We start from the raw sequence: 18,337 nt of genomic DNA, 5'->3' as shown, positions 1-18,337 counted from the left end.
CACTTCATAGGCAGATTTGTAGTTGCAAACCCGGAAAAACCTGATCCATTACCACAATCCTGCTTGAGGAGTGATCTGTGGCCGATATCGACGACACTGAAATCGAAGAAATTCAGGAAACCTTAGACTTCTGGACCCAGAAACAACGAGAGCTTGTAACGGCCTCCGTCGATTACAACCTAAGCACCCTCCAAACTCTCACCGAGGACGGTGTCATCGACCTTTCGCCTTCATTTCAGAGGCGAAATCGGTGGGATTTGAAACGTCAGTCTAAGCTCATAGAGTCGTTTCTTATCAATGTTCCCATTCCGCCAATTTTTCTAAACGAAGATGAGCTTGGGACTTATTCCATAATCGACGGAAAACAGCGACTAACCGCGATAACATCGTTTCTTAGTGATAGATTTTCTCTGTCTGGATTAGAAGTTTTCAGCGACGTCAATGGGAGGAAGTTCTCCGAACTTCCACGCCAGTTGCAGATAGTACTCAAAACCCGACCAACTATAAGGGCCGTTATAATATTAAAGCAGTCAGACGTTGACGTTAAGAACGAGGTATTTCAACGACTAAATACTGGCGGGGCGGCAGCAAATCCACAGGAAATAAGGAACAACGCATATACAGGTCCGCTAAACAATTTAATTATGAAACTGGCGGAGAGTGCTGATTTCCATAGAGCTTTAAATATAAAATCGAAAGAATCTTCGGCCATATACAGAGAAATGAGAGACGCGGAGTTTGTACTTAGGTTTTTCACTTTTAAGGACGATCTTCAGTCTTTTTCCGGGGGTGTGCGGCTTACGATGGATAGATATATGTTGGCACATCGGAAAGCAGATGACGCTCAACTCCGGCTCTTAGAAGATAGTTTTGTGCGCGCCCTGCGCAAAGCCAGAATGGTATTCGATACCCACACATTCCAAAGGTGGCAGCCGGAGAAAGTCGAATGGCGCAAGCAGGTTTTAGCGGCGCTTTTTGACGTGCAGATGTTCGGATTTATGGATTTTGAGGAAATAGATCTCCTGAACAATAAGGACGCGATCGTTTCCGCGTTTAAGGACAAATTCGAAGATCCAATCTTTAGAAAATCCATCGACGCCGCAACGAACACGCCCAGCTTGTTCAAGGAACGGGTAAATATTTTTCAAGAAATGGTACAAGAAATCATTAATTAAAACTGATGATCAGAAAACGAACGAAGGCACTAGCGAACCTTCGCACCGATCTGAAGCGGTCCGAAAGGCTGCTGAAGATTGAGAGGTCGACATTCCCCGATCCTCCGAAAACGACATACCAACGAATTGGGGTCGAGGGGTTGCGCGGTGGCGCCGTAGTACTGATGGCCGCAACATTCGAGGCCTACTTAAAAGATGTTTTCCTCGAGGTCGTCCAGGAACTTGAAAATAGGCGCGGCACGAGCAAAAAAGTCACACTGAGTTCTGAGTTTATCCTGGCTCATGATTTCGATGGATTAGAGGCGGTCATGCGAGACAAACAAGGTAATAAAAGTACGAGACATAGCGACTTGCGAAGAGTAGCACGGGCCATCGCCCGGGGGGAGCTTGTCGGAGACGGTTTCGCAAGAACCGAGGCGAACCCAAGACCAGAGGTCGTTTCGAAGATGCTCAAGCGTTTTGGCGTTAACGAACCATTCAAGGAGCTAGCGACCAAGGCGGCGGCGGCTGGACTTACTCACAGCGAGACATATCTTCGAACAAAACTCGACGAAATATTGGACCGTAGGAACGAGGTTGCCCATCAAGGCGTATCACTTAATGTGACCCGACTACAGCTAGCGGAATATGTAAGCTTCATCTCTGATCTTTGCACAGTAATTGACGCGGCTATAGTAGATAGATTTAAAAAGATTTGCCTATAGGACCTTGGGGTCGAGCTCCACTACACAGCGGCGGACAAGTTGCATGCCGCCCGCGTATCCCTGCAGTCCTTCCGTGCGCCGGCGAGAACGAACAATCAAGAACATTCAACGCCCCGTCGATCACGCCAGCCTACACCACCACCCTCACTATCTGCACCCGTGCGCGAGTTCACCCTGACCCGCTAGGAAGCTGAGCCTATGGCCACTGAGGGTTTCCGCTTTGCCGTTACACCCGTGGAATATAGCCGCGTCCGCCGCTGTCAACCCTGTGAGCTGGTGATAGTCCCCTAACCATCTGCCGCTTACCGCGATCACATCCCCACCCCCCCGCAACCACCCCTCCCCCCACCCGTTCTCCGGACAACCGCCAACTCCGGAGAGCCCCATGTCCGATTTCACCCACGAGCACGACAAGGTCTGGGACCTTGTCGACGACATCACCATCTGCATGTTCATCACCCATGACGGCCAGCGCCACCGGGCCCGGCCGATGGCCGCCTATGTGCGGCGGGACGAGCATGCCATCTATTTCCTGACGAACGCCGAGAGCGCCAAGGCGCACCAGACGGAGCGCGACCATGACGTCACCCTCGCCTTCGCCGACAAGGGCCACAACGATTACCTGACCATCAGCGGCCCGGCGCGGGTCAGCAACGACCGCGACAAGATCCGTGACCTGTTCAACGCGTTCGCCCAGGCCTCGTGGCAGAGCGCCGATGATCCGGACATCCGCCTGATCACCGTGACGCCCGAGGAGGCCGAGTACTGGGACAGCCCCGGCGGGCCCGTCGCCCTGGTCAAGATGATGGCCGCCGCTGCCACCAACCGCCGACCGGACCTCGGCGACAACGAGAAGGTCAATCTGTAGGGCCTAATGACAAAGGCTTGATCGAGCCCGGCGGTCGCACCCGCCGGGCGCCTCCGTACGCCCACACGGTCGCCTTGAAACCGCCACCGCCTCCGCGCACTAAGACATGGACTGGAGATTGCAAAGCCGTGCGTAGGACCCGCTCCGCCATCGTCGTTATCGCCACTCTCGCTGCGGCCATTCTCGCAGGCCCGGCGCTTGCCGAGCCGACCGCGCGCGCCTCCGGCAATGCGACCGTGCACGCCGGCCCGGGCCGGGACTATCCGGCCATCGCGCACTTGGTCGACGGCGAGCGCTACCCGCTCGAGCGCTGCACCACGCCCTCCCGCGAGGACGAGTTCGGCCGCCGCTATGCCGATTGGGGCGGCGAGAGCTGGTGCTATATCGCCGCCGCCGGGGGCTGGGTCGATGCCAGCTACCTGGTCGGCTCCCCCGCCAAGGTCAACGTCACTCCGCACGTCGTGCCGTTCGACCCGCTCCCTTATGGGATTTTCAGGTAGGCTGTACTGCGGGAAACTTCCGCCGCGCCGCCGCCCAGGGCTCCGAGCACCCCCCTCCCGACCTCCCCCACAAGGGGGGAGGTGCCGGTTCCGAGTAATCGGCGAGATTGTGCCATGAACACCATGCGCCCAAATCCGGCGGGCGTGGCGCGACATCGCCAATCGCGCGAAGGCCACCTCCCCCTTGATGGGGGAGGCCGGGAGGGGGTGACGCGATGCGGCACGCTACACAAGGTCAGGTGCGTTTTGCGCCAGCCCTGAAATCCTCGACGCGCACGGAAAGAGCGGCATTGCGCCGCCCTGCCCTTCACCAACACCTTGCGGCTGTTGAGAAATCTCAGGATGGGCCCTCGCCTGCGTGAGGGTGACAATCGGGGGTGGGTGTGGATGGGTGCAAGAGCCGGAGCGGTGATGAGCGCTATTCGCTATTCGCTATTCTCTACCCCCTCAAATCCACCCCGCCAGCTCCCGCCGCACCACCGCCTCGAGCATATCCATCCCCGCCTCGCTATCATTGAGGCACGGGATATAGGCGAACTGTTCGCCCCCGGCTTCGAGGAAACTCTCCCGGCCGGTGATGGCGATCTCTTCCAGCGTCTCGATGCAGTCGGCCGAGAAGGCCGGCGCCAGGATGGCGATCTTTGTCTTGCCTTGCTTCGGCAGCTCTTCCAGCGTCTCGGCCGTATAGGGCTTCAGCCATTCGGCCCGGCCGAAGCGGCTCTGGAAGGTCACCATCAGCTTGTCCTCGGGCCAACCGAGATATTCGCGCACCAGCCGCGTCGTCTCCAGGCACTGGTCGTAATAGGGGTCGCCCTTCTCGTAGTACTCGACCGGCATGCCGTGGTAGCTGGTCAGCACCACGTCCGGTTCGAAATCGAGGCCCTCGACGCCCTGGCGGATGCTTTCAGCCAGGGTCTTCACATAAGTCGGGCTATCGAAATAGGCCGGGAGCGTGCGCACGGCTGGCTGCCAGCGCATGTCCTTGAGGGCATCGAACGCCTTGTCGTTGGCCGTCGCCGTGGTCGTTGCCGAATATTGCGGATAGAGCGGCGCCAGCAGGATCTTGCGGCAGCCGGCCGCCTGCATCTTTTCCAGCACGCTCTTCGTCGACGGGGTGCCGTAGCGCATGGCCCAGTCGACGACGATGTTGTCCATGCCGCTGAGACGCTCAGCGAGCTTCTCGCTCTGCGCCCGGGTGATCACCCGCAGCGGGCTCTCATTGGTCCGCTTGTCCCAGATCTGCTCGTAGGCGTGCCCGCTCTTCTGCGGCCGGAACGACAGGATGACCAGGTTGAGGATCGGCCACCACAGCCATTTCGGCGTCTCGATCACCCTGGGGTCCGAGAGGAACTCCTTGAGGTAGCGCCGCACGCTCCAATAGTCGGTCGCATCCGGCGTGCCGAGATTGAGCAGCAGCACCCCGATCTTCTCGGGCGCGGTCTTGGGATGGTCGGCGGGCACGGACATGGTGTTTCGGTCTCTTTGCAGTCGGCGCACCATAGCCGAGCGCGACTACGCCGCAAGGCGGCGTTGGGTCGCGGATCGGGGGTGAGCGGTGAGCGATTAGCTGGTCGTGAATAGTGAGTAGCGCTCGTCACGGCTTTGGTTCTCGGGCGGATCGGCTCCATCACCATCGCCGCCCCACCCACCGGATGTCACCCTCGCGCAGGCGAGGGCCCATCCCGAGATTTCCCAACAGCCGCAAGGTGTTGGTAGCGAGCACTACTTTCCCCTTGAGGGAAGGAAGGGGCATCCTGCCCGACCGCTCTTTCCGTGCCCGCTGAGGTGTTCAGAGCTGGGTCCTCGCCTGCGCGAGGATGACAGCCGGTGGTTGGTGGCAGATTGTGCCACCGCACAGGCCCTAAAGCGACGCCAGAAGCAGCATCAACCCGAACAGCAGCACCAGCACCGCGCCCGCCAGTTCCACCCACCAGACGATGCTGCGCGCAAGGCCAGTATCGGTGCCGCCGATCCGCCTGGCGATATCCTTGGCGAACACCGCGAGCGTCGCCAGCACCGCCACGGTGATCCCCGTCCCCAGCCCCATCAGCAGCGTCGCCAGGATACCCGCCAGCAGCACGCCCTGCGACAGCGCGAAGACCAGCACCACAAGCGCGCCGGAACAGGGCCGCAGGCCCACCGCCAGCACCACGCCCAGCTGCTCTTTCCAGCTTCGGGTGGCCACATCCGGCGTCACCACATGGTGGTGGGCGTGCTCCGCCTCGTCGTGGTGATGGTGTTGGTGATCGTGATGATCGTGCCCCTCTCCCTCGTGCAGATGCGCGTGCGCCTTCGCCTTGAGGTCCGGCGCCTCATGGTGGTGATGGCCCCAGCCGAACACCTTGCGCGCCACCAGCCACAGGCCCAGCGCCGCCATCAGCGCATAGGCGACGACACCCACCCAATGCGCCGCATCGCCCATGGCGAGGCTCGTCATGCCGAGGATCCCGGCCGCGATCAGCACGAAGGCAATCGCCACGACGGACTGGATCAGCGCCGTAATGAAGCTCAGCGCAATGCCCCGCCGTGCCTGCATCTCGTTGGCCAGCACATAGGAGGAGATAACCACCTTGCCATGCCCGGGCCCCGCCGCATGGAAGACGCCGTAGAGGAAGCTGAGGCCGCCGAGGATCCAGAAGGCGTTGAAATCGGTGCGGAACGCCGCCAGCGCCCCGGTCATCGCCATATAGAAATCGCGCTGCTGCTGCTGCAGCCAGCCGAAGAACCCGGTGCGCGGCAGGTTGAGCCCCGGCTCGGGCGGCGGTCCGCCGAACGGCGCCGGGCGCGACTGGGCCACGGTATTGACCGCATCGAGTGCCGTCGCCGGAGTGGCGCCGGTGCAGGAAACGACGATCTTGCCCTGGGTGCCGCGCACGGCCGCGGCCAATTCCGGCGGCAGCTCCACCACGTCGGGACCGATGGAGAAGAGCTGCTCCTCGATCTCGGGGGACATGGGCGTCGGCGGTACCAGTTCGAGCCCGCACGCGTCCGGCGCGTTCGCGAGCGTCACTGTTGAGCGGTCGGCAAAGGTGATCGCCACATAGTATTCGGGATCGTTGACCGCCAGCTCGAGCTGCCCGACAGGCACGCTTTCGGTCGGACGGATGCTGTACGCTAGCGTCGTCAGCCCGTCCTCATGCGTCATCACCTGGTCGCCGACCGGCTCGAAGGAGAGCTCCCGGCCGTCGACGCCGGCATAGGTATAAAAGCCGTACTCGGCGAGCCCCACCATGTTCTCGTCGGCCAGTTCCTGCAGCTCGGCGCTGCTGGTCACCCCGTCGCCGTCGGTGTCGAGCCCCTGCACCTGCCAGGAGGAGAAAGCGGCATCGAACGTCCATTCGTGATGCAGCTGCGCCACCGCGCCCTGGTCGTCGAAAGTGACGGTGACCTTCGCGTCTATGAAGATGTGCGGGTGCGCCTGCGCAGCCTCCACAAAGGCGAGCAGCATGACGATGCCGGCAAGCATCGTGAAGATGGCGTGCCGCAGCGTCAGCATGGACTATCGGGATGCACTGCGAGGGACCTCAGCTTGCGGGATGCGTACCGAACCAGGCGACCAGGTGGTCGATCAGCGCACGCACCTTGCCGGCGAGGTGCCGCCGGTGCGGATAGACCGCCTGCAGCGTTTGCCCCGTAGGCACGAACTCGGTCAGCACCGGCACCAGCGCACCGGCGGCGACCACAGGGTCGGCGAGGTAGGACGGCAATGCGGCAAAGCCAAGGCCGGCAATGGCGGCCGAGCGTGCCGCTAACGGAGAGTTGACCCGCACCTGGCCCGTCACCGGGATGGAGATGGTCTTGCCGTCCTCGACGAACCGCCAATTGGCCTGTCCCTGCATGTTGGTGTCGACGATGCACGGCAGGTTGCGCAGCGCCTCGGGGTGCTCGGGCCGGCCAACGGTCTTGATCAGCTCGGGCGCGCCGCCGATCACCAGGTGCATGTCGGCGATCTTGCGGGCGATCAGTGAGGAATCGGCCAGCGTGCTGATGCGCAGTGCCACGTCGACCCCCTCCTCGACGAGGTCGACGTAGCGGTCCTCGAGCCTGAGGTCCAGGCTGACCTTGGGGTATCTCTTGAGATAGGCGAAGATCGCCGGGGCGAGCGTGTCCTCGCCATAGTTACGCGGCGCCGAGACCCGCAAAAGCCCGCGCGGCTCGGAGGTCTGGTCGGCGATGCTGGCGTCGAGGTCGTCGAGCTGGGCAAGAATCGCGCTCGCCTCGCGGTAATAGGCCTCCCCCGCCTCGGTGAGGCTGAGCTTGCGTGTGGTGCGGTTCATCAACCGCACGCCGAGATAATCCTCGAGATCGGTCACATACTTGCTGAGCAGTGCCTTGGAGCGCCCGTGCTGGCGCGCCGCGGCGGAAAAGCCGCCGGCATCGAACACCTGCACGAAAGCGCGGATGCGCCCGAGGTCCTGGCTCATGGGGCATCTCCCAGTCGCTTGAGATCGAAGGCGGTGACGTCCTCCAGCAGTTCGGCAAACCGCGCCAGGGCATGGCGGGCACTGGCAGCACCCTTCTCGGCACTGGCCGCCGTCGCGTCTCCCACGGCGCCGGCCGCATTGAGGTCGCGCGTCAGCCATCCGGGTCGGGTGCGCCCATGGACCTTGAGATGAAAACTCTCGCCATCCCATTCGCGCGCAGCCGAGGCGAAATCGTCGAGACGATCGCGCCGCACCGCCTCGGGCCGGTAGTGCAGCATCAGCGATGTCTCGACGGCGCCGCCATGGATGCCGTAGGCGAGTTCGTCGGGTTCAAACAGGCCCTCAGGCTGGCCGAAGCGCAGCCAGGCGGCGGTAACCGCGAGCATACCGTATTGGGCGCGCAGGCGCGTTGCCAGGAGCGCTGCCACTTCCGAATTTCCGCCATGGCTCGAAACGATCACCAGCCGGCGCCCGCCCGCCAGCCGGAACGGCGCGACGACGTCGTCCCAGGCGGTCAGCAGCGTCTCGGCGGAATGGGAAAAAAGCCCCTTCTGCCCCTGATGCTCGATGCTGTGCCCAATGGCCTGCAGGGGCAGCACCAGCACGTCGAGATCCTCGCGCACCACGTCCGCAAGCCCGGTCAGATGCCCGCGCGCGATGTCGCTGTCGGTCGAAAGCGGCAGGTGCGGTCCGTGCGGTTCGATGGCGGCGACCGGCAGCACTCCGATGGTGGCGGCGTCGACGAAGGCGCCGAATTCCGTGGCGGTCAGTTGCTCGGCGAACAGCGTGGCCACGCGCGCTCCTTCGACTTTTGCACCTTTGGCAAACGCATAACTCATACGCGTAAAGTGAACAATGACGGGTCTTGGTGCGTCCACGATTAACGCTAGGATACCGGGACCATCGACGCGAGCCAGGAGTTCGGCCTATTTTCCCGCCTATGTCCCGCCCCTCCTCCCGATCCACCATCTACCGGCTGATCGAAGCCGGCCAATTGGCGCGCAAGGCCTTGCTGGTACCAGTCCTCGAGCGAGGGCTGGAGCCGGGGGACGATGCCGTGCTCTTCGTTCTCGCCCGCTCGGGCACCAGCGAAACCGATCTGGCAGCCGAGCTCGGCCAGGCGGACGGCCAGCTGCAGACACGCATCTCACGGCTTCTCGAACGCGACCTGATCCGCCGCCAGGCGGTCGGGCCCGAGCTGACGCCGGGCCTCGCGCTGACCGAGCGAGGCGTGCGCATCCGCAACGCGCTGGCCGAGCACTGGAGCGAGCTGGAAGAGGCGTTGCTCGGCGATCTCAAGAAGAAGAAGCGCGAGGCGCTCGGCGACACGCTGCAACGCTTCATCGACATCCTGCGTTTTTAGAACGTGAAAAAGTGCTTTGGGCACCTGCCGCTAACCTGAAGCGTTCATTCAGGTTCGGTTCAGATGGAGGGTGATTATCTCTGTGCAAAGGCGCCCTCGCGCCTCATGCTCAACAGGAGTTCAGTCATGGCCATCCGCACCAAGATCATCGCCGGAACGCTGGCTGCGCTGGCGCTTGCCGCTACGACGGCGAGCGCGCTTGCGGCCCCGGCCTATGCCACCGCCAACGTCAACGTCCGATCGGGCCCCGGCACCGGCTACGGCGCCATCGATGTGCTTCAGCGCGGCGAACAAGTCGACGTACAGGACTGCCGCGGCAGCTGGTGCTTCGTCGAGAAGCGCGGACCCGACGGTTGGGTTTCCGCCAACTACCTCTCGCGCGGCGGTTACGACCGTCCGCGTCCTCCGAGCTGGGACCCGTATCCCCCGCGCCCGCCGGTCTACCATCCGCGCCCGCCCCGTCCGCCGCACTGGGGCGGCTACCCCCGCCCGCCGCATTGGGGTGGCTGGAATCCTCGCCCGCGCCCGCCGATCTATCACCCGCGGCCGCCCCGTCATGACAGCAGCGTCTGCTTCAACAGCCCGAACGCCTACTTCTGCGTCGGGGACTGAGCAACGCGCGCAGACAAGCATCTGGCGCCGCCCTGAGAGGGGCGGCGCCATTGTCAATGTAACGTTGCGTTCGCCAGAGCGTGATGCGCATCCCGCACCAGGGTGTGTTGGGATTCAGGTCAGGCCGAGGCGAAAATGGCCGTTTTCGAGAACCGGAGCGCAGCGTACCTTTTGGTACGTGAGCACCGGAAGCGCAGAAAACGGGCGTTTGCAGACCGGCATCACCTGAATAGCAACACACCCTACTCCTTGCCCGGCAGCGGCGGATCGGCCGCCACCCCGACGCGTTTCATCCGCTCGCGCGCCATGACCACCAGACCCGCCGCGACGACGACGGCCGCGCCGACCATCGACATCGGATCGATGAGGTGGCCGAAGACGAAATAGCTCAGTGCAATCGCCCAGGGCAGGGAGAAATAGTTGAACGGCTGCAATACGCTTGCCGGCGCCTTGGAGAGCGCCAGCATCATCACGCCGTGGCCGGCGCAGGTGGTGACCATGACCACGCCGACCAGCGCCAGGTCGTTCCACCCCATCGGCTGCCAGAAGGAAAAGCCCACGACGCTCGACAGCACCAGGCCGACGATGCTGGCATAGACCATGCTGGTCGCCGTCGAGTCGATCTGGCTGACCTTGCGCGTGACGACGATATAGAGCGCGTAGAACGCCGCCGAAGCCAGCGTGAACAACACGCCCCAACTGAGCGGCACACCGCCCGGCCGCACGATGATCATGGCGCCGGCGAACCCGGCAAGCACTGCCGCGATGCGGAAGACGCCGACCTTTTCGCCGAGAATGGGTACGGCGAACAGAGTGACGAGCAACGGATAGACCAGGGTGATCGCCTGCATTTCGCCGAGCGGCATGGTCTGCAGGGCGAGCGCGAAGAACCAGATATCAGCCATCAGCAGCAGGCCGCGCAGCACCTGCCATCCCGTCGCCTTCGAGCGCAATGCGTGCCGGATCGGAGCCTGCCGCGACACCAGCCACAGCGCGAACAGGGCAAAGGCCCAGTAGCGCATCATGGTGATCTGGAAGGGCGAGTAGCTCGCCACCAATATCTTGGAGACCGCGTCCTGGACGCCGAAGGTGATAATCGTCGTCAGCGTCAGGCCGATGGCCTGTCCCACCATGTCGCGGGAGGAAGCGGCGGAAACAGGCGTAGTCATCTGGATTCTCGACTAGAGCGTCTTCAGCAAAAGTGAAAACCACTTTTGCGGCTCGAAAACGCGACAATTCAATAACTTCGAGCTCCGATCCGATGTTATCGGAACGGGAACAGCTCTGGACACATAAAACCCGGACCCGTGGGCCCGGGGTACCTGGTAATCTGCCTGAACTCAGGCCTTGGCGGTCATCGACTTGACGAGGCCGGCGATGACCGTCAGCAGCCCGCCACCGACGAGACCGGTCACGCCCTGCCCGACCAGCGCGCCGATATCGAGGCCGCCGGCGGCAGCCGCAGCGGCCGTGCCGCCGACCAGGCCGCTGAGCCCTGGTATGTAGCCGGCAAGCCAGGTGGCGGCAACGCCGCCGACGGCCCCGGCGATGGTATTGCCGGTTGTACCGAGGCTGAACTGCTTGGCAACCTGTCCGATGATATTGCCGCCGGCACCGCCGGCGATCAACTGGACAATGAGTCCGACAATGACTTCCATTGATGGCTCCCCCTACTGGCGCCCCTCGTGAAGCACTATGCTTTCACGCGCACAGTAAATAATACTGTCGAATCAATAGAACTAAAAGGACAGAGGGACTGACGGAAGTGACCGAACATCTCCCCGTTTTGCGGGCATTTCAGCCGGCCGCCGCCAAGCGTGCAGTTCTTTTTGCAGGTTTCTTTGCACGTTTTGCCCGTCTTGCGCTCGGCCTTCTTGCAGCAGTGATTCTCCTGCCTGCCGCCGCGACTTCCGGTCAGGAGGAGCGGACTTTCGGCACCTGGACCGCTTCCTGCGCGCCCGACTTCGTCTGCCGCGCCGTCACCGGCATTGAACCGCGGCTCCGCCTCGAGCGCCATCCGCTGCAGAGCTTCTGGGAACTCGCCATCGAGGTCAGCTCGCCGCCTCCGCCCTACGAGCAGGACCCGACGATCGACATCGACGAGACCTCCGAAACCTTCGGGTGGTACGATGAGTCCGGCCCTTACGGCGCGGCCAACCGGTTTTATTTCATGGGTGCCAAGGCGCAGGCTGTGCTCGACCGCATGGTCAACGGCCAGAGCGCCACCATCCATCTTGCCGATGCCGATCGCCAGCGGCAGGCGTACTCTTTCTCGCTCAGGGGATTGGCTGCGGCGCTGCTCTGGATCGATGAGCAGCAGTACCTCGTCGGCAACGAGCGGTTGACCGGTGTGCCGCCCTATGGACTGCTGCCGGCCAATATCGACATGGACCCGTCGATCGTCGTTCCAGCAGCCCTCGTCGAGGCGCACCGGGCTGACGAGACCTGCGAGCCGCTCGAGGACCTGCCTAACGGCCGCGACAGCCAGGTCGAGCGGCTCGACGACGAGCGGCTCGTTGCGATCCTGCCCTGCGGGGCAGGCGCCTACAATTTCAGCTCCAAGGTCTATGTGGTGACGGGCGGCGAGTTCAAACTCCAGCACTTTGCGGAATTCGCCGACCACCAGTCCTGGCACACCAGCGATCAGTTGGTGAACGCGTGGTACGATCCGGCCTCGCGCGAGCTCGTCAGTTTCAACAAGGGGCGCGGCATCGCCGACTGCGGCAGTTCCGGGACGTGGCGCTGGCGTAATTTCTTCCGGCTCGAGGAGTACCGCTACAAGGGCGAATGCGACGCAACCGGTGATCCCGGCGAGTTTCCGGTGGTCTACACGGCGCCGCCGATGCCTGAGTATTGAGTGGTCCCGTCGCCGCCTTTCGACGTCGGAGCCTGGCACTAATTTTTCCCACCCACCGCTGTCATCCTCGCGCCTCGACGCGAGGACCCAGGCCGAGTGCGCAAAGTGATCGGAGGATTGGAGGCGGTAGCTGTTGAGCGCCCTTCGGGGAACCGCCAGAACAGCACTCCCTCAGCTACCGCATCCCACCGTTCGAGCACATTGCACGCCCCGCCTGGGTCCTCGCGTCGAGGCGCGAGGATGACAGCGGTGGGGTGATGAGATGGTGGCAGAGCACAGGCATTGCTCCGCCCACCCGGCCCTAACGGGGAGAGGAGCGTCCCCTGCGAAAACTTGATGCCTCCTTTGCAGGAAACTGCGCAAGAACAGCAGCTTAGAGCGCCCGCTTGAATCAATATGACCGCGCCGCCCCCGGAACATTTGCCGAACCGGCCTTCACCGCATAGCTATAGGGTCGATCGCACAGCAACGATTCCGCTCGCTCACAACCCATGGCCCCAACCGCTTCCTCAACCATGACTACCCGGCCCGTCGCCCTCGTCACCGGCGCCGGCGACCGCATCGGTGCGGCCATCGCGCGGCGTCTCGCCCGTGACGGCTGGGCCGTCGTCGTCCATTATCGCAATTCCCGCGACAAGGCCGAAGCGGTGGCCGCCGGCATCCGCAAAGGCGGAGGCCGGGCAGATATCGTGGCGGCCGATCTTGCCGACCGGAGCGAGCGCGGCGGCCTGATTGAAGCCGCTTCGGCGTTGTTCGGGCCCCTCACCCTCCTCGTCAACAATGCCTCGCTCTTCGAGCGCGACGCGGCCCACGACCTCGACGAGGGTCTGTGGGACGCGCATTTTGCCGTGCATGCCGAGGCACCGGCCTTCCTCGCGCGCGATTTCGCCGCCCAACTTCCGGCCGATGTCGCAGGTAACATCGTCAATATCATCGACGAGAGGGTGCTGGACCTGTCGCCCGCCTTCTTCAGCTACACCCTGAGCAAGTGCGTGCTGTGGACCATGACCCGCACCCTGGCGCAGTCCTTCGCTCCACGGATCCGCGTCAACGCTGTCGCGCCCGGCCCGACCGTCCCGCCGCCCGACGTCTCGCCCGAGATCCACGCGCGCCGGATCGACGAGCTGCCTTTGGGCTATAGTGCGGACCCCGACGGCATCGCCGATGGCGTTGCCGCGATCCTTGCGCTGCCGGCCATGACCGGCCAAATGATTACTCTCGACGGCGGCGAGCACATCGAGTGGCCTGCACGCCGCGGCCCGACACCACGCAGATGACTGAAGAAACGCAAACCGAAAACCAGACCGCACCCGTAACTGGCCCAGAGGCTATCCGCGGCTTCGTCAGGACGCTCCCTTCAGCGCCCGGCGTTTATCGCATGCTCGATACCAATGGCGAGGTCATCTATGTCGGCAAGGCGCGCAGCCTCAAGGCGCGCGTAACCAACTACACCCGGCCCGAAGGCCTGCCCGTGCGCATCCAGCGCATGATCGCGGCCACCCACACCATGGAGTTCGTGCGCACCGAGACCGAGAGCGAGGCGCTCCTGCTCGAGGCCAACCTCATCAAGCGCTTGAAGCCACGCTTCAACGTGCTGCTGCGCGACGACAAGAGTTTCCCCTATATCCTCATCACCCTCGATCACGAGGCGCCGGAGATTTCCAAGCACCGCGGCACGCGCCGCCGCAAGGGTCATTATTTCGGTCCCTTCGCCTCGGTCAGCGCCGTCGAGCGCACCATCGCCTCGCTGCAGAAGGCGTTCCTGCTGCGCAACTGCTCGGACAGCTTCTATGCCGCCCGCACGCGGCCATGCCTGCAGTTCCAGATCAAGCGCTGCGCCGCCCCCTGCACCCGCGAGATCTCGCTCGAGGACTATGCCGGCCTCGTCGAGGAGGCCCGCCAGTTCCTTTCCGGCAAATCGCAGACGGTGCGCGACCACATGCAAGCCGAGATGAACGAGGCGGCCGAAACCCTTGATTTCGAACGCGCCGCGCTCCTGCGCGACCGGCTCTCGGCCCTCGCCGCCATCCAGAGCCAGGGCGATGCGACCGCGCGCAGCGTCGAGGAGGCGGACGTGTTCGCCATCCATCACGAGGGTGGGCAGTTCTGCGTGCAGGTGTTCTTCTTCCGCGCCCACCAGAACTGGGGCAACTACGCCTATCGTCCGCGCGCCGACGCCTCGCTCACCGATACCGAGGTGTTGGAGGCCTTCATCAGCCAGTTCTACGAAAACCGTACGCCGCCGCGTCTGGTGCTCCTGAGCCACGCGCTCTCCGAAAACGCGTTGATGGAGGAAGCGCTCTCGAGCCGCGCCGGAAGGCGGGTCTATGTCGAGGTGCCCCAGCGCGGCGAGAAGCGTGACCTCGTCGAGCACGCCCTGGTCAATGCCCGTGAGGCGTTGAGCCGGCAGCTTGCCGAAGGCGCGTCGCAAAGGTCGCTGCTCGAGGGCGTTGCTGAGCGCTTCGACCTCGAGGAGACGCCGCGACGCATCGAGGTTTACGACAACTCCCATATCTCGGGCACCAATGCCGTCGGCGCCATGATCGTTGCCGGCGAGGAAGGGCTCTCCAAGAAGCACTACCGCACCTTCAACATCAAATCGACCGACCTCGCCCCGGGCGACGATTTCGGCATGATGCGCGAGGTGCTGACCCGCCGCTTCACCCGGCTGGCGGCAGAGAGCGCCGAAGACGCCGAGGACGAGGCGACCGGCATGCCCGACTGGCCCGACGTCGTTTTCATCGACGGCGGCGCCGGCCAGCTCAACGCCGTCCGGCAGGTCATCGCCGAGCTCAACCTCTCGCGCCAGGTGACGTTCATCGGCATCGCCAAGGGCGAGGAGCGCGACGCCGGACGCGAGAAGTTCCACATGGAAGGTCGCGAGGCGTTCATGCTGCCGCATCGCGATCCGGTGCTCTACTACGTGCAGCGCCTGCGCGACGAGGCCCACCGCTTCGCCATCGGCACCCATCGCGCCAGGCGCAAGAAGGACATCGTCAAGAACCCCCTCGATGAGGTCGACGGCATCGGTCCGAACCGCAAGCGGGCCCTGCTCAACCATTTCGGCTCGGCCAAGGCCGTCTCACGCGCCTCGCTCGACGACCTCGCCGCCGTCCCCGGCATCTCCGATCAGATGGCGCAAACCATCTACGATCACTTCAACAGGTCGAACTGAGCGCCGCTACTCGGCGGCGATGGACGGGACGAAATCGTCGTCGGATCGATAGGTGTAGCTGTCGATCCGGTCTTCGATTGTCTGACGGAAATTCCGGATCAGTCCCTGTACGGGCCAGGACGCCGCTTCTCCCAGACCACAGATCGTATGGCCTTCGATCTGTTTGGTCACTTCGAACAGCATGTCGATCTCGCGTTTCTGGGCCCGTCCTTCGACCATCCTCGCCAGCACGCGTTCGATCCATCCCGTGCCTTCACGGCAAGGCGTGCATTGCCCGCAGCTTTCATGCTTGTAAAAGGCGCTGAGACGCCAGATGGCGCGGATAACGTCGGTGGATCTGTCCATGACGATGACTGCCGCGCTGCCCAGCGACGAGCCGACCTCGCGCACCCCGTCGAAATCCATTCTGGCATCCCGCATCTTTTCTCCGGTCACGCACGGCATCGATCCGCCGCCCGGAATGACGGCGAGGAGGTTGTCCCAGCCCCCGCGGACGCCACCGCAATGCCACTCGATCATCTCGGCGAACGGCACGCCCATCTCCTCTTCGAAGACTGCAGGCGTGTTCACGTGCCCCGAGACGCAAAAGAGCTTGGTTCCCGCATTGTTGGGCCGCCCCAGCGCATTGAACCACGCCCCCGAGCGACGCAGGATTTCCGGCACGACGGCAATCGACTCGGCGTTGTTGATCGTCGTCGGATTGCCGTAGACGCCCGCACTGGCAGGGAATGGCGGCCTCAGACGCGGCTGGCCCTTCTTGCCTTCGAGCGATTCCATCAACGCCGTTTCTTCACCGCAGATATAGGCGCCGGCTCCGTGGTGGACGACGATATCGAAATCCCAGCCATGGATGTTGTCCTTGCCGATGAGCCTGGCTTCGTACGCCTCCGCGATTGCCTGCTCGAGGCGCTGCCGCTCGCGGAAGAACTCGCCGCGCACGTATATGAACGCCAGATGCGCATCGATGGCACGGCCGGCCAGCAGACACCCCTCGACCAGATGGTGGGGATCATGCCGCATGATCTCACGGTCCTTGCATGTACCGGGCTCGGACTCGTCGGCATTGACCAGCAGATAGTGCGGACGACCATCCGAGACCTTGGGCATGAAGGTCCATTTGAGTGCAGTCGGAAAACCGCCTCCACCACGCCCGCGCAGACCCGAGGCTTTCACCTCAGCGGTGATCCAGTCGCGCCCGGCCTCGATGAATTCCTTGGTTCCGCGCCACGCCCCGCGTTGCCGGGCTCCATCGAGGCGCCAATCGTGATGGCCATAGAGATTGGTGAAGATGCGGTCCTTGTCGGCAAGCATGGCTCTTCCCTAAACCCCTGAGAATGCTGGGGAGTAGAGCACATCATTTGCCGTTGTTCTATGGCTGGCTGTGTGAGCCATTGTGGAGAGCGCAGCGCGGCTTGGGACCCGTAAGGGTCCTTGGAGGCTGGGTGAGGATCAGCCTGGCCACTTCACCACTCGCAAGTGTAAGTCCGCTCACGATTCCCATTCGCAGACCTTGCGGCGAACGCACGATCTCAGGCTGGGCCCTCGCCTGCGCGAGTGTGACACCGTGGTGGTGGAGGTATGGGCGACAAGCCGAAGCGGCAATAAGGCGCTACGCCACCCAACCCACCGGGTGTCATCCTCGAAACACGCAGGCGAGGACCCAGTCTGAGATTTTTCCACGGCCGCAAGGTGTGCGAACGGGAGTGCGGAACGCGTGCAAATAGCGACACGTGGTCAGCCCGATAGCTGCGCCGGGGGCGCCTTCAGTTCGCCGCCATCACCAGCACCGGATCATCCCGGTAATAATCGGCGAACACCGTCTTGAGGTTCTCGATCTTGGGCAGGTCGAACCGCACGATGTAGGGGTAGTCCGGGTGCAGGGTCAGGAAGTCCTGGTGATAGTCCTCGGCCGGATAGAACGCCTCGAACGGCTCGATCGTGGTCACGATCGGATCGGGATAGACACCTGTCGCATCGAGCTCCTTGATATAGGCCTCGGCCGCCGCCTTCTGGTCCTCGCTCATCGGAAAGATCGCCGAGCGATACTGCGGCCCGTGATCCGGGCCCTGGTAGTTGAGCTGGGTCGGATCGTGGACGACGGAGAAAAGAATGTGCAGCAACTCGCCATAGCTGATCACCGACGGATCATAAGTGATCTCCACGGCCTCCGCATGACCCGTCTGGCCGGTACCGGTGGCCTCGTAATTGGCCGTCTCGGCCGAACCGCCCGAATATCCGGAGACCGCCGAGGTGACACCGGTCACATGCTGGTAGACGCCCTGCACGCCCCAGAAGCACCCGGCCGCGAACACGGCCTGGGCAAGACCCGTCTCGCCGGTCACGTCCGCTGAAGGCGGCGGGATGATGAAGGGTTCTTCTTCGCCGATGGCCGGGGCCGCGAATGCGAGGCCGAGGACCGCGGTCGCGATGGCGGCAAGTTTGCGTGACTCGATGAGGAAGGTAGTGATCATTGCTGTGCTCCCTTGGGCGCTGGGCCCTTCGAAGGAGCTATACGTTCGCATAACGGCGTTTGTTACGCATGTGCCGAAATCGTGAAGCCCACCGGCGCCAAGATTCCGACGTGACAATCCCGCCCGACTGCGCTATCTCGTCCTTCATGATCAAGTCCGCCGCAACCTTCTCGTTTTGGTACTTTAGC

Annotated in this window: 17 protein-coding genes; 9 read left to right on the top strand and 8 right to left on the bottom strand. The window is 63.1% G+C overall.

Translation table 11 applies throughout. The annotated features are described in order from the left end of the window. The first annotated feature begins 77 nt into the window (after positions 1-77). The 4 genes from QQK18_RS00215 to QQK18_RS00200 all read left to right on the top strand — a co-directional run bounded on the left by QQK18_RS00215 (position 78) and on the right by QQK18_RS00200 (position 3,247). Positions 78-1,175, top strand: coding sequence for a DUF262 domain-containing protein (locus QQK18_RS00215; protein WP_284338256.1), 1,098 nt, complete (start codon positions 78-80; stop codon positions 1,173-1,175). A gap of 5 nt (positions 1,176-1,180) precedes the next feature. Next, a complete protein-coding gene (locus tag QQK18_RS00210; RefSeq protein WP_284338255.1) occupies positions 1,181-1,879 on the top strand; it encodes an MAE_28990/MAE_18760 family HEPN-like nuclease in 699 nt (232 codons plus the stop codon). Between the two features lie 385 nt (positions 1,880-2,264). Continuing rightward, positions 2,265-2,747, top strand: coding sequence for a pyridoxamine 5'-phosphate oxidase family protein (locus QQK18_RS00205; protein WP_284338254.1), 483 nt, complete (start codon positions 2,265-2,267; stop codon positions 2,745-2,747). Between the two features lie 128 nt (positions 2,748-2,875). Then, positions 2,876-3,247 carry an SH3 domain-containing protein gene (locus QQK18_RS00200; RefSeq protein WP_284338253.1) on the top strand — a complete coding sequence of 124 codons (372 nt, stop codon included), beginning with the start codon at positions 2,876-2,878 and terminating at the stop codon, positions 3,245-3,247. 447 nt (positions 3,248-3,694) lie between these two features. On the opposite strand, the gene hemH is transcribed toward QQK18_RS00200, so the two are convergent. The 4 genes from hemH to QQK18_RS00180 all read right to left on the bottom strand — a co-directional run bounded on the left by hemH (position 3,695) and on the right by QQK18_RS00180 (position 8,465). Next, positions 3,695-4,714, bottom strand: a complete 1,020-nt coding sequence (hemH, locus tag QQK18_RS00195; RefSeq protein ID WP_284338252.1) for a ferrochelatase — start codon at positions 4,712-4,714, stop codon at positions 3,695-3,697. Positions 4,715-5,108: 394 nt separating this feature from the next. After that, a complete protein-coding gene (locus QQK18_RS00190; RefSeq protein WP_284338251.1) occupies positions 5,109-6,743 on the bottom strand; it encodes a HoxN/HupN/NixA family nickel/cobalt transporter in 1,635 nt (544 codons plus the stop codon). A 28-nt stretch (positions 6,744-6,771) separates the two neighbouring features. Then, on the bottom strand, positions 6,772-7,671 hold the full coding sequence (locus QQK18_RS00185) for a LysR family transcriptional regulator (RefSeq protein WP_284338250.1): 900 nt from the start codon (positions 7,669-7,671) through the stop codon (positions 6,772-6,774). After that, the gene (locus QQK18_RS00180; protein WP_284338249.1) at positions 7,668-8,465 is read right to left on the bottom strand and encodes a creatininase family protein; all 798 of its coding nucleotides are present in this window, start codon (positions 8,463-8,465) and stop codon (positions 7,668-7,670) included. Before QQK18_RS00180 ends, QQK18_RS00185 begins: the two co-directional genes overlap by 4 nt. A gap of 146 nt (positions 8,466-8,611) precedes the next feature. Between QQK18_RS00180 and QQK18_RS00175 the strand changes: the two genes are divergently transcribed. Together QQK18_RS00175 and QQK18_RS00170 are read left to right on the top strand one after the other, a co-directional pair. Continuing rightward, positions 8,612-9,034, top strand: a complete 423-nt coding sequence (locus QQK18_RS00175; RefSeq protein ID WP_284338248.1) for a hypothetical protein — start codon at positions 8,612-8,614, stop codon at positions 9,032-9,034. 63 nt (positions 9,035-9,097) lie between these two features. Next, positions 9,098-9,646: an SH3 domain-containing protein gene (locus QQK18_RS00170; protein WP_284338247.1), complete on the top strand. Its 549-nt coding sequence runs from the start codon at positions 9,098-9,100 to the stop codon at positions 9,644-9,646. A 242-nt stretch (positions 9,647-9,888) separates the two neighbouring features. Here the strand turns inward: QQK18_RS00170 and QQK18_RS00165 are convergent, their stop codons facing one another. Together QQK18_RS00165 and QQK18_RS00160 are read right to left on the bottom strand one after the other, a co-directional pair. Then, positions 9,889-10,815: a DMT family transporter gene (locus QQK18_RS00165; protein ID WP_284338246.1), complete on the bottom strand. Its 927-nt coding sequence runs from the start codon at positions 10,813-10,815 to the stop codon at positions 9,889-9,891. Positions 10,816-10,986: 171 nt separating this feature from the next. Continuing rightward, the gene (locus tag QQK18_RS00160) at positions 10,987-11,304 is read right to left on the bottom strand and encodes a hypothetical protein (RefSeq protein ID WP_284338245.1); all 318 of its coding nucleotides are present in this window, start codon (positions 11,302-11,304) and stop codon (positions 10,987-10,989) included. A 107-nt stretch (positions 11,305-11,411) separates the two neighbouring features. Here QQK18_RS00160 and QQK18_RS00155 point away from each other — a divergent pair, with 107 nt between their 5' ends. From QQK18_RS00155 to uvrC, 3 genes are all read left to right on the top strand, one after another. Then, positions 11,412-12,503, top strand: coding sequence for a DUF1176 domain-containing protein (locus QQK18_RS00155; protein WP_284338244.1), 1,092 nt, complete (start codon positions 11,412-11,414; stop codon positions 12,501-12,503). 515 nt (positions 12,504-13,018) lie between these two features. Then, positions 13,019-13,780, top strand: coding sequence for an SDR family oxidoreductase (locus tag QQK18_RS00150; RefSeq protein ID WP_284338243.1), 762 nt, complete (start codon positions 13,019-13,021; stop codon positions 13,778-13,780). Further along, positions 13,777-15,678: an excinuclease ABC subunit UvrC gene (gene uvrC / locus QQK18_RS00145; RefSeq protein ID WP_284338242.1), complete on the top strand. Its 1,902-nt coding sequence runs from the start codon at positions 13,777-13,779 to the stop codon at positions 15,676-15,678. Before QQK18_RS00150 ends, uvrC begins: the two co-directional genes overlap by 4 nt. 6 nt (positions 15,679-15,684) lie before the next feature. On the opposite strand, the gene nuoF is transcribed toward uvrC, so the two are convergent. Together nuoF and msrA are read right to left on the bottom strand one after the other, a co-directional pair. Then, positions 15,685-16,989: an NADH-quinone oxidoreductase subunit NuoF gene (gene nuoF, locus QQK18_RS00140; protein ID WP_284338241.1), complete on the bottom strand. Its 1,305-nt coding sequence runs from the start codon at positions 16,987-16,989 to the stop codon at positions 15,685-15,687. Between the two features lie 452 nt (positions 16,990-17,441). Continuing rightward, entirely contained in the window at positions 17,442-18,149 is a 708-nt protein-coding gene (msrA, locus tag QQK18_RS00135) for a peptide-methionine (S)-S-oxide reductase MsrA (RefSeq protein ID WP_284338240.1), read from the bottom strand. Positions 18,150-18,337: the final 188 nt, after the last annotated feature.

It is taken from the genome of Devosia nitrariae (genome assembly GCF_030160115.1).
GTDB lineage: Bacteria > Pseudomonadota > Alphaproteobacteria > Rhizobiales > Devosiaceae > Devosia > Devosia nitrariae.
This window is presented reverse-complemented; position numbering and strand designations above follow the sequence as displayed.

Excerpts from the sequence above, each read along its gene's own strand:
- QQK18_RS00190 (WP_284338251.1), bottom strand. The coding sequence starts at position 6,743 with ATGCTGACGCTGCGGCACGCCATCTTCACGATGCTTGCCGGCATCGTC.
- QQK18_RS00210 (WP_284338255.1), top strand. The coding sequence starts at position 1,181 with ATGATCAGAAAACGAACGAAGGCACTAGCGAACCTTCGCACCGATCTG.
- msrA (WP_284338240.1), bottom strand. The coding sequence starts at position 18,149 with ATGATCACTACCTTCCTCATCGAGTCACGCAAACTTGCCGCCATCGCG.
- QQK18_RS00205 (WP_284338254.1), top strand. The coding sequence starts at position 2,265 with ATGTCCGATTTCACCCACGAGCACGACAAGGTCTGGGACCTTGTCGAC.
- QQK18_RS00150 (WP_284338243.1), top strand. The coding sequence starts at position 13,019 with ATGACTACCCGGCCCGTCGCCCTCGTCACCGGCGCCGGCGACCGCATC.
- QQK18_RS00185 (WP_284338250.1), bottom strand. The coding sequence starts at position 7,671 with ATGAGCCAGGACCTCGGGCGCATCCGCGCTTTCGTGCAGGTGTTCGAT.
- QQK18_RS00175 (WP_284338248.1), top strand. The coding sequence starts at position 8,612 with ATGTCCCGCCCCTCCTCCCGATCCACCATCTACCGGCTGATCGAAGCC.
- nuoF (WP_284338241.1), bottom strand. The coding sequence starts at position 16,989 with ATGCTTGCCGACAAGGACCGCATCTTCACCAATCTCTATGGCCATCAC.
- QQK18_RS00165 (WP_284338246.1), bottom strand. The coding sequence starts at position 10,815 with ATGACTACGCCTGTTTCCGCCGCTTCCTCCCGCGACATGGTGGGACAG.
- hemH (WP_284338252.1), bottom strand. The coding sequence starts at position 4,714 with ATGTCCGTGCCCGCCGACCATCCCAAGACCGCGCCCGAGAAGATCGGG.
- uvrC (WP_284338242.1), top strand. The coding sequence starts at position 13,777 with ATGACTGAAGAAACGCAAACCGAAAACCAGACCGCACCCGTAACTGGC.
- QQK18_RS00160 (WP_284338245.1), bottom strand. The coding sequence starts at position 11,304 with ATGGAAGTCATTGTCGGACTCATTGTCCAGTTGATCGCCGGCGGTGCC.
- QQK18_RS00170 (WP_284338247.1), top strand. The coding sequence starts at position 9,098 with ATGGAGGGTGATTATCTCTGTGCAAAGGCGCCCTCGCGCCTCATGCTC.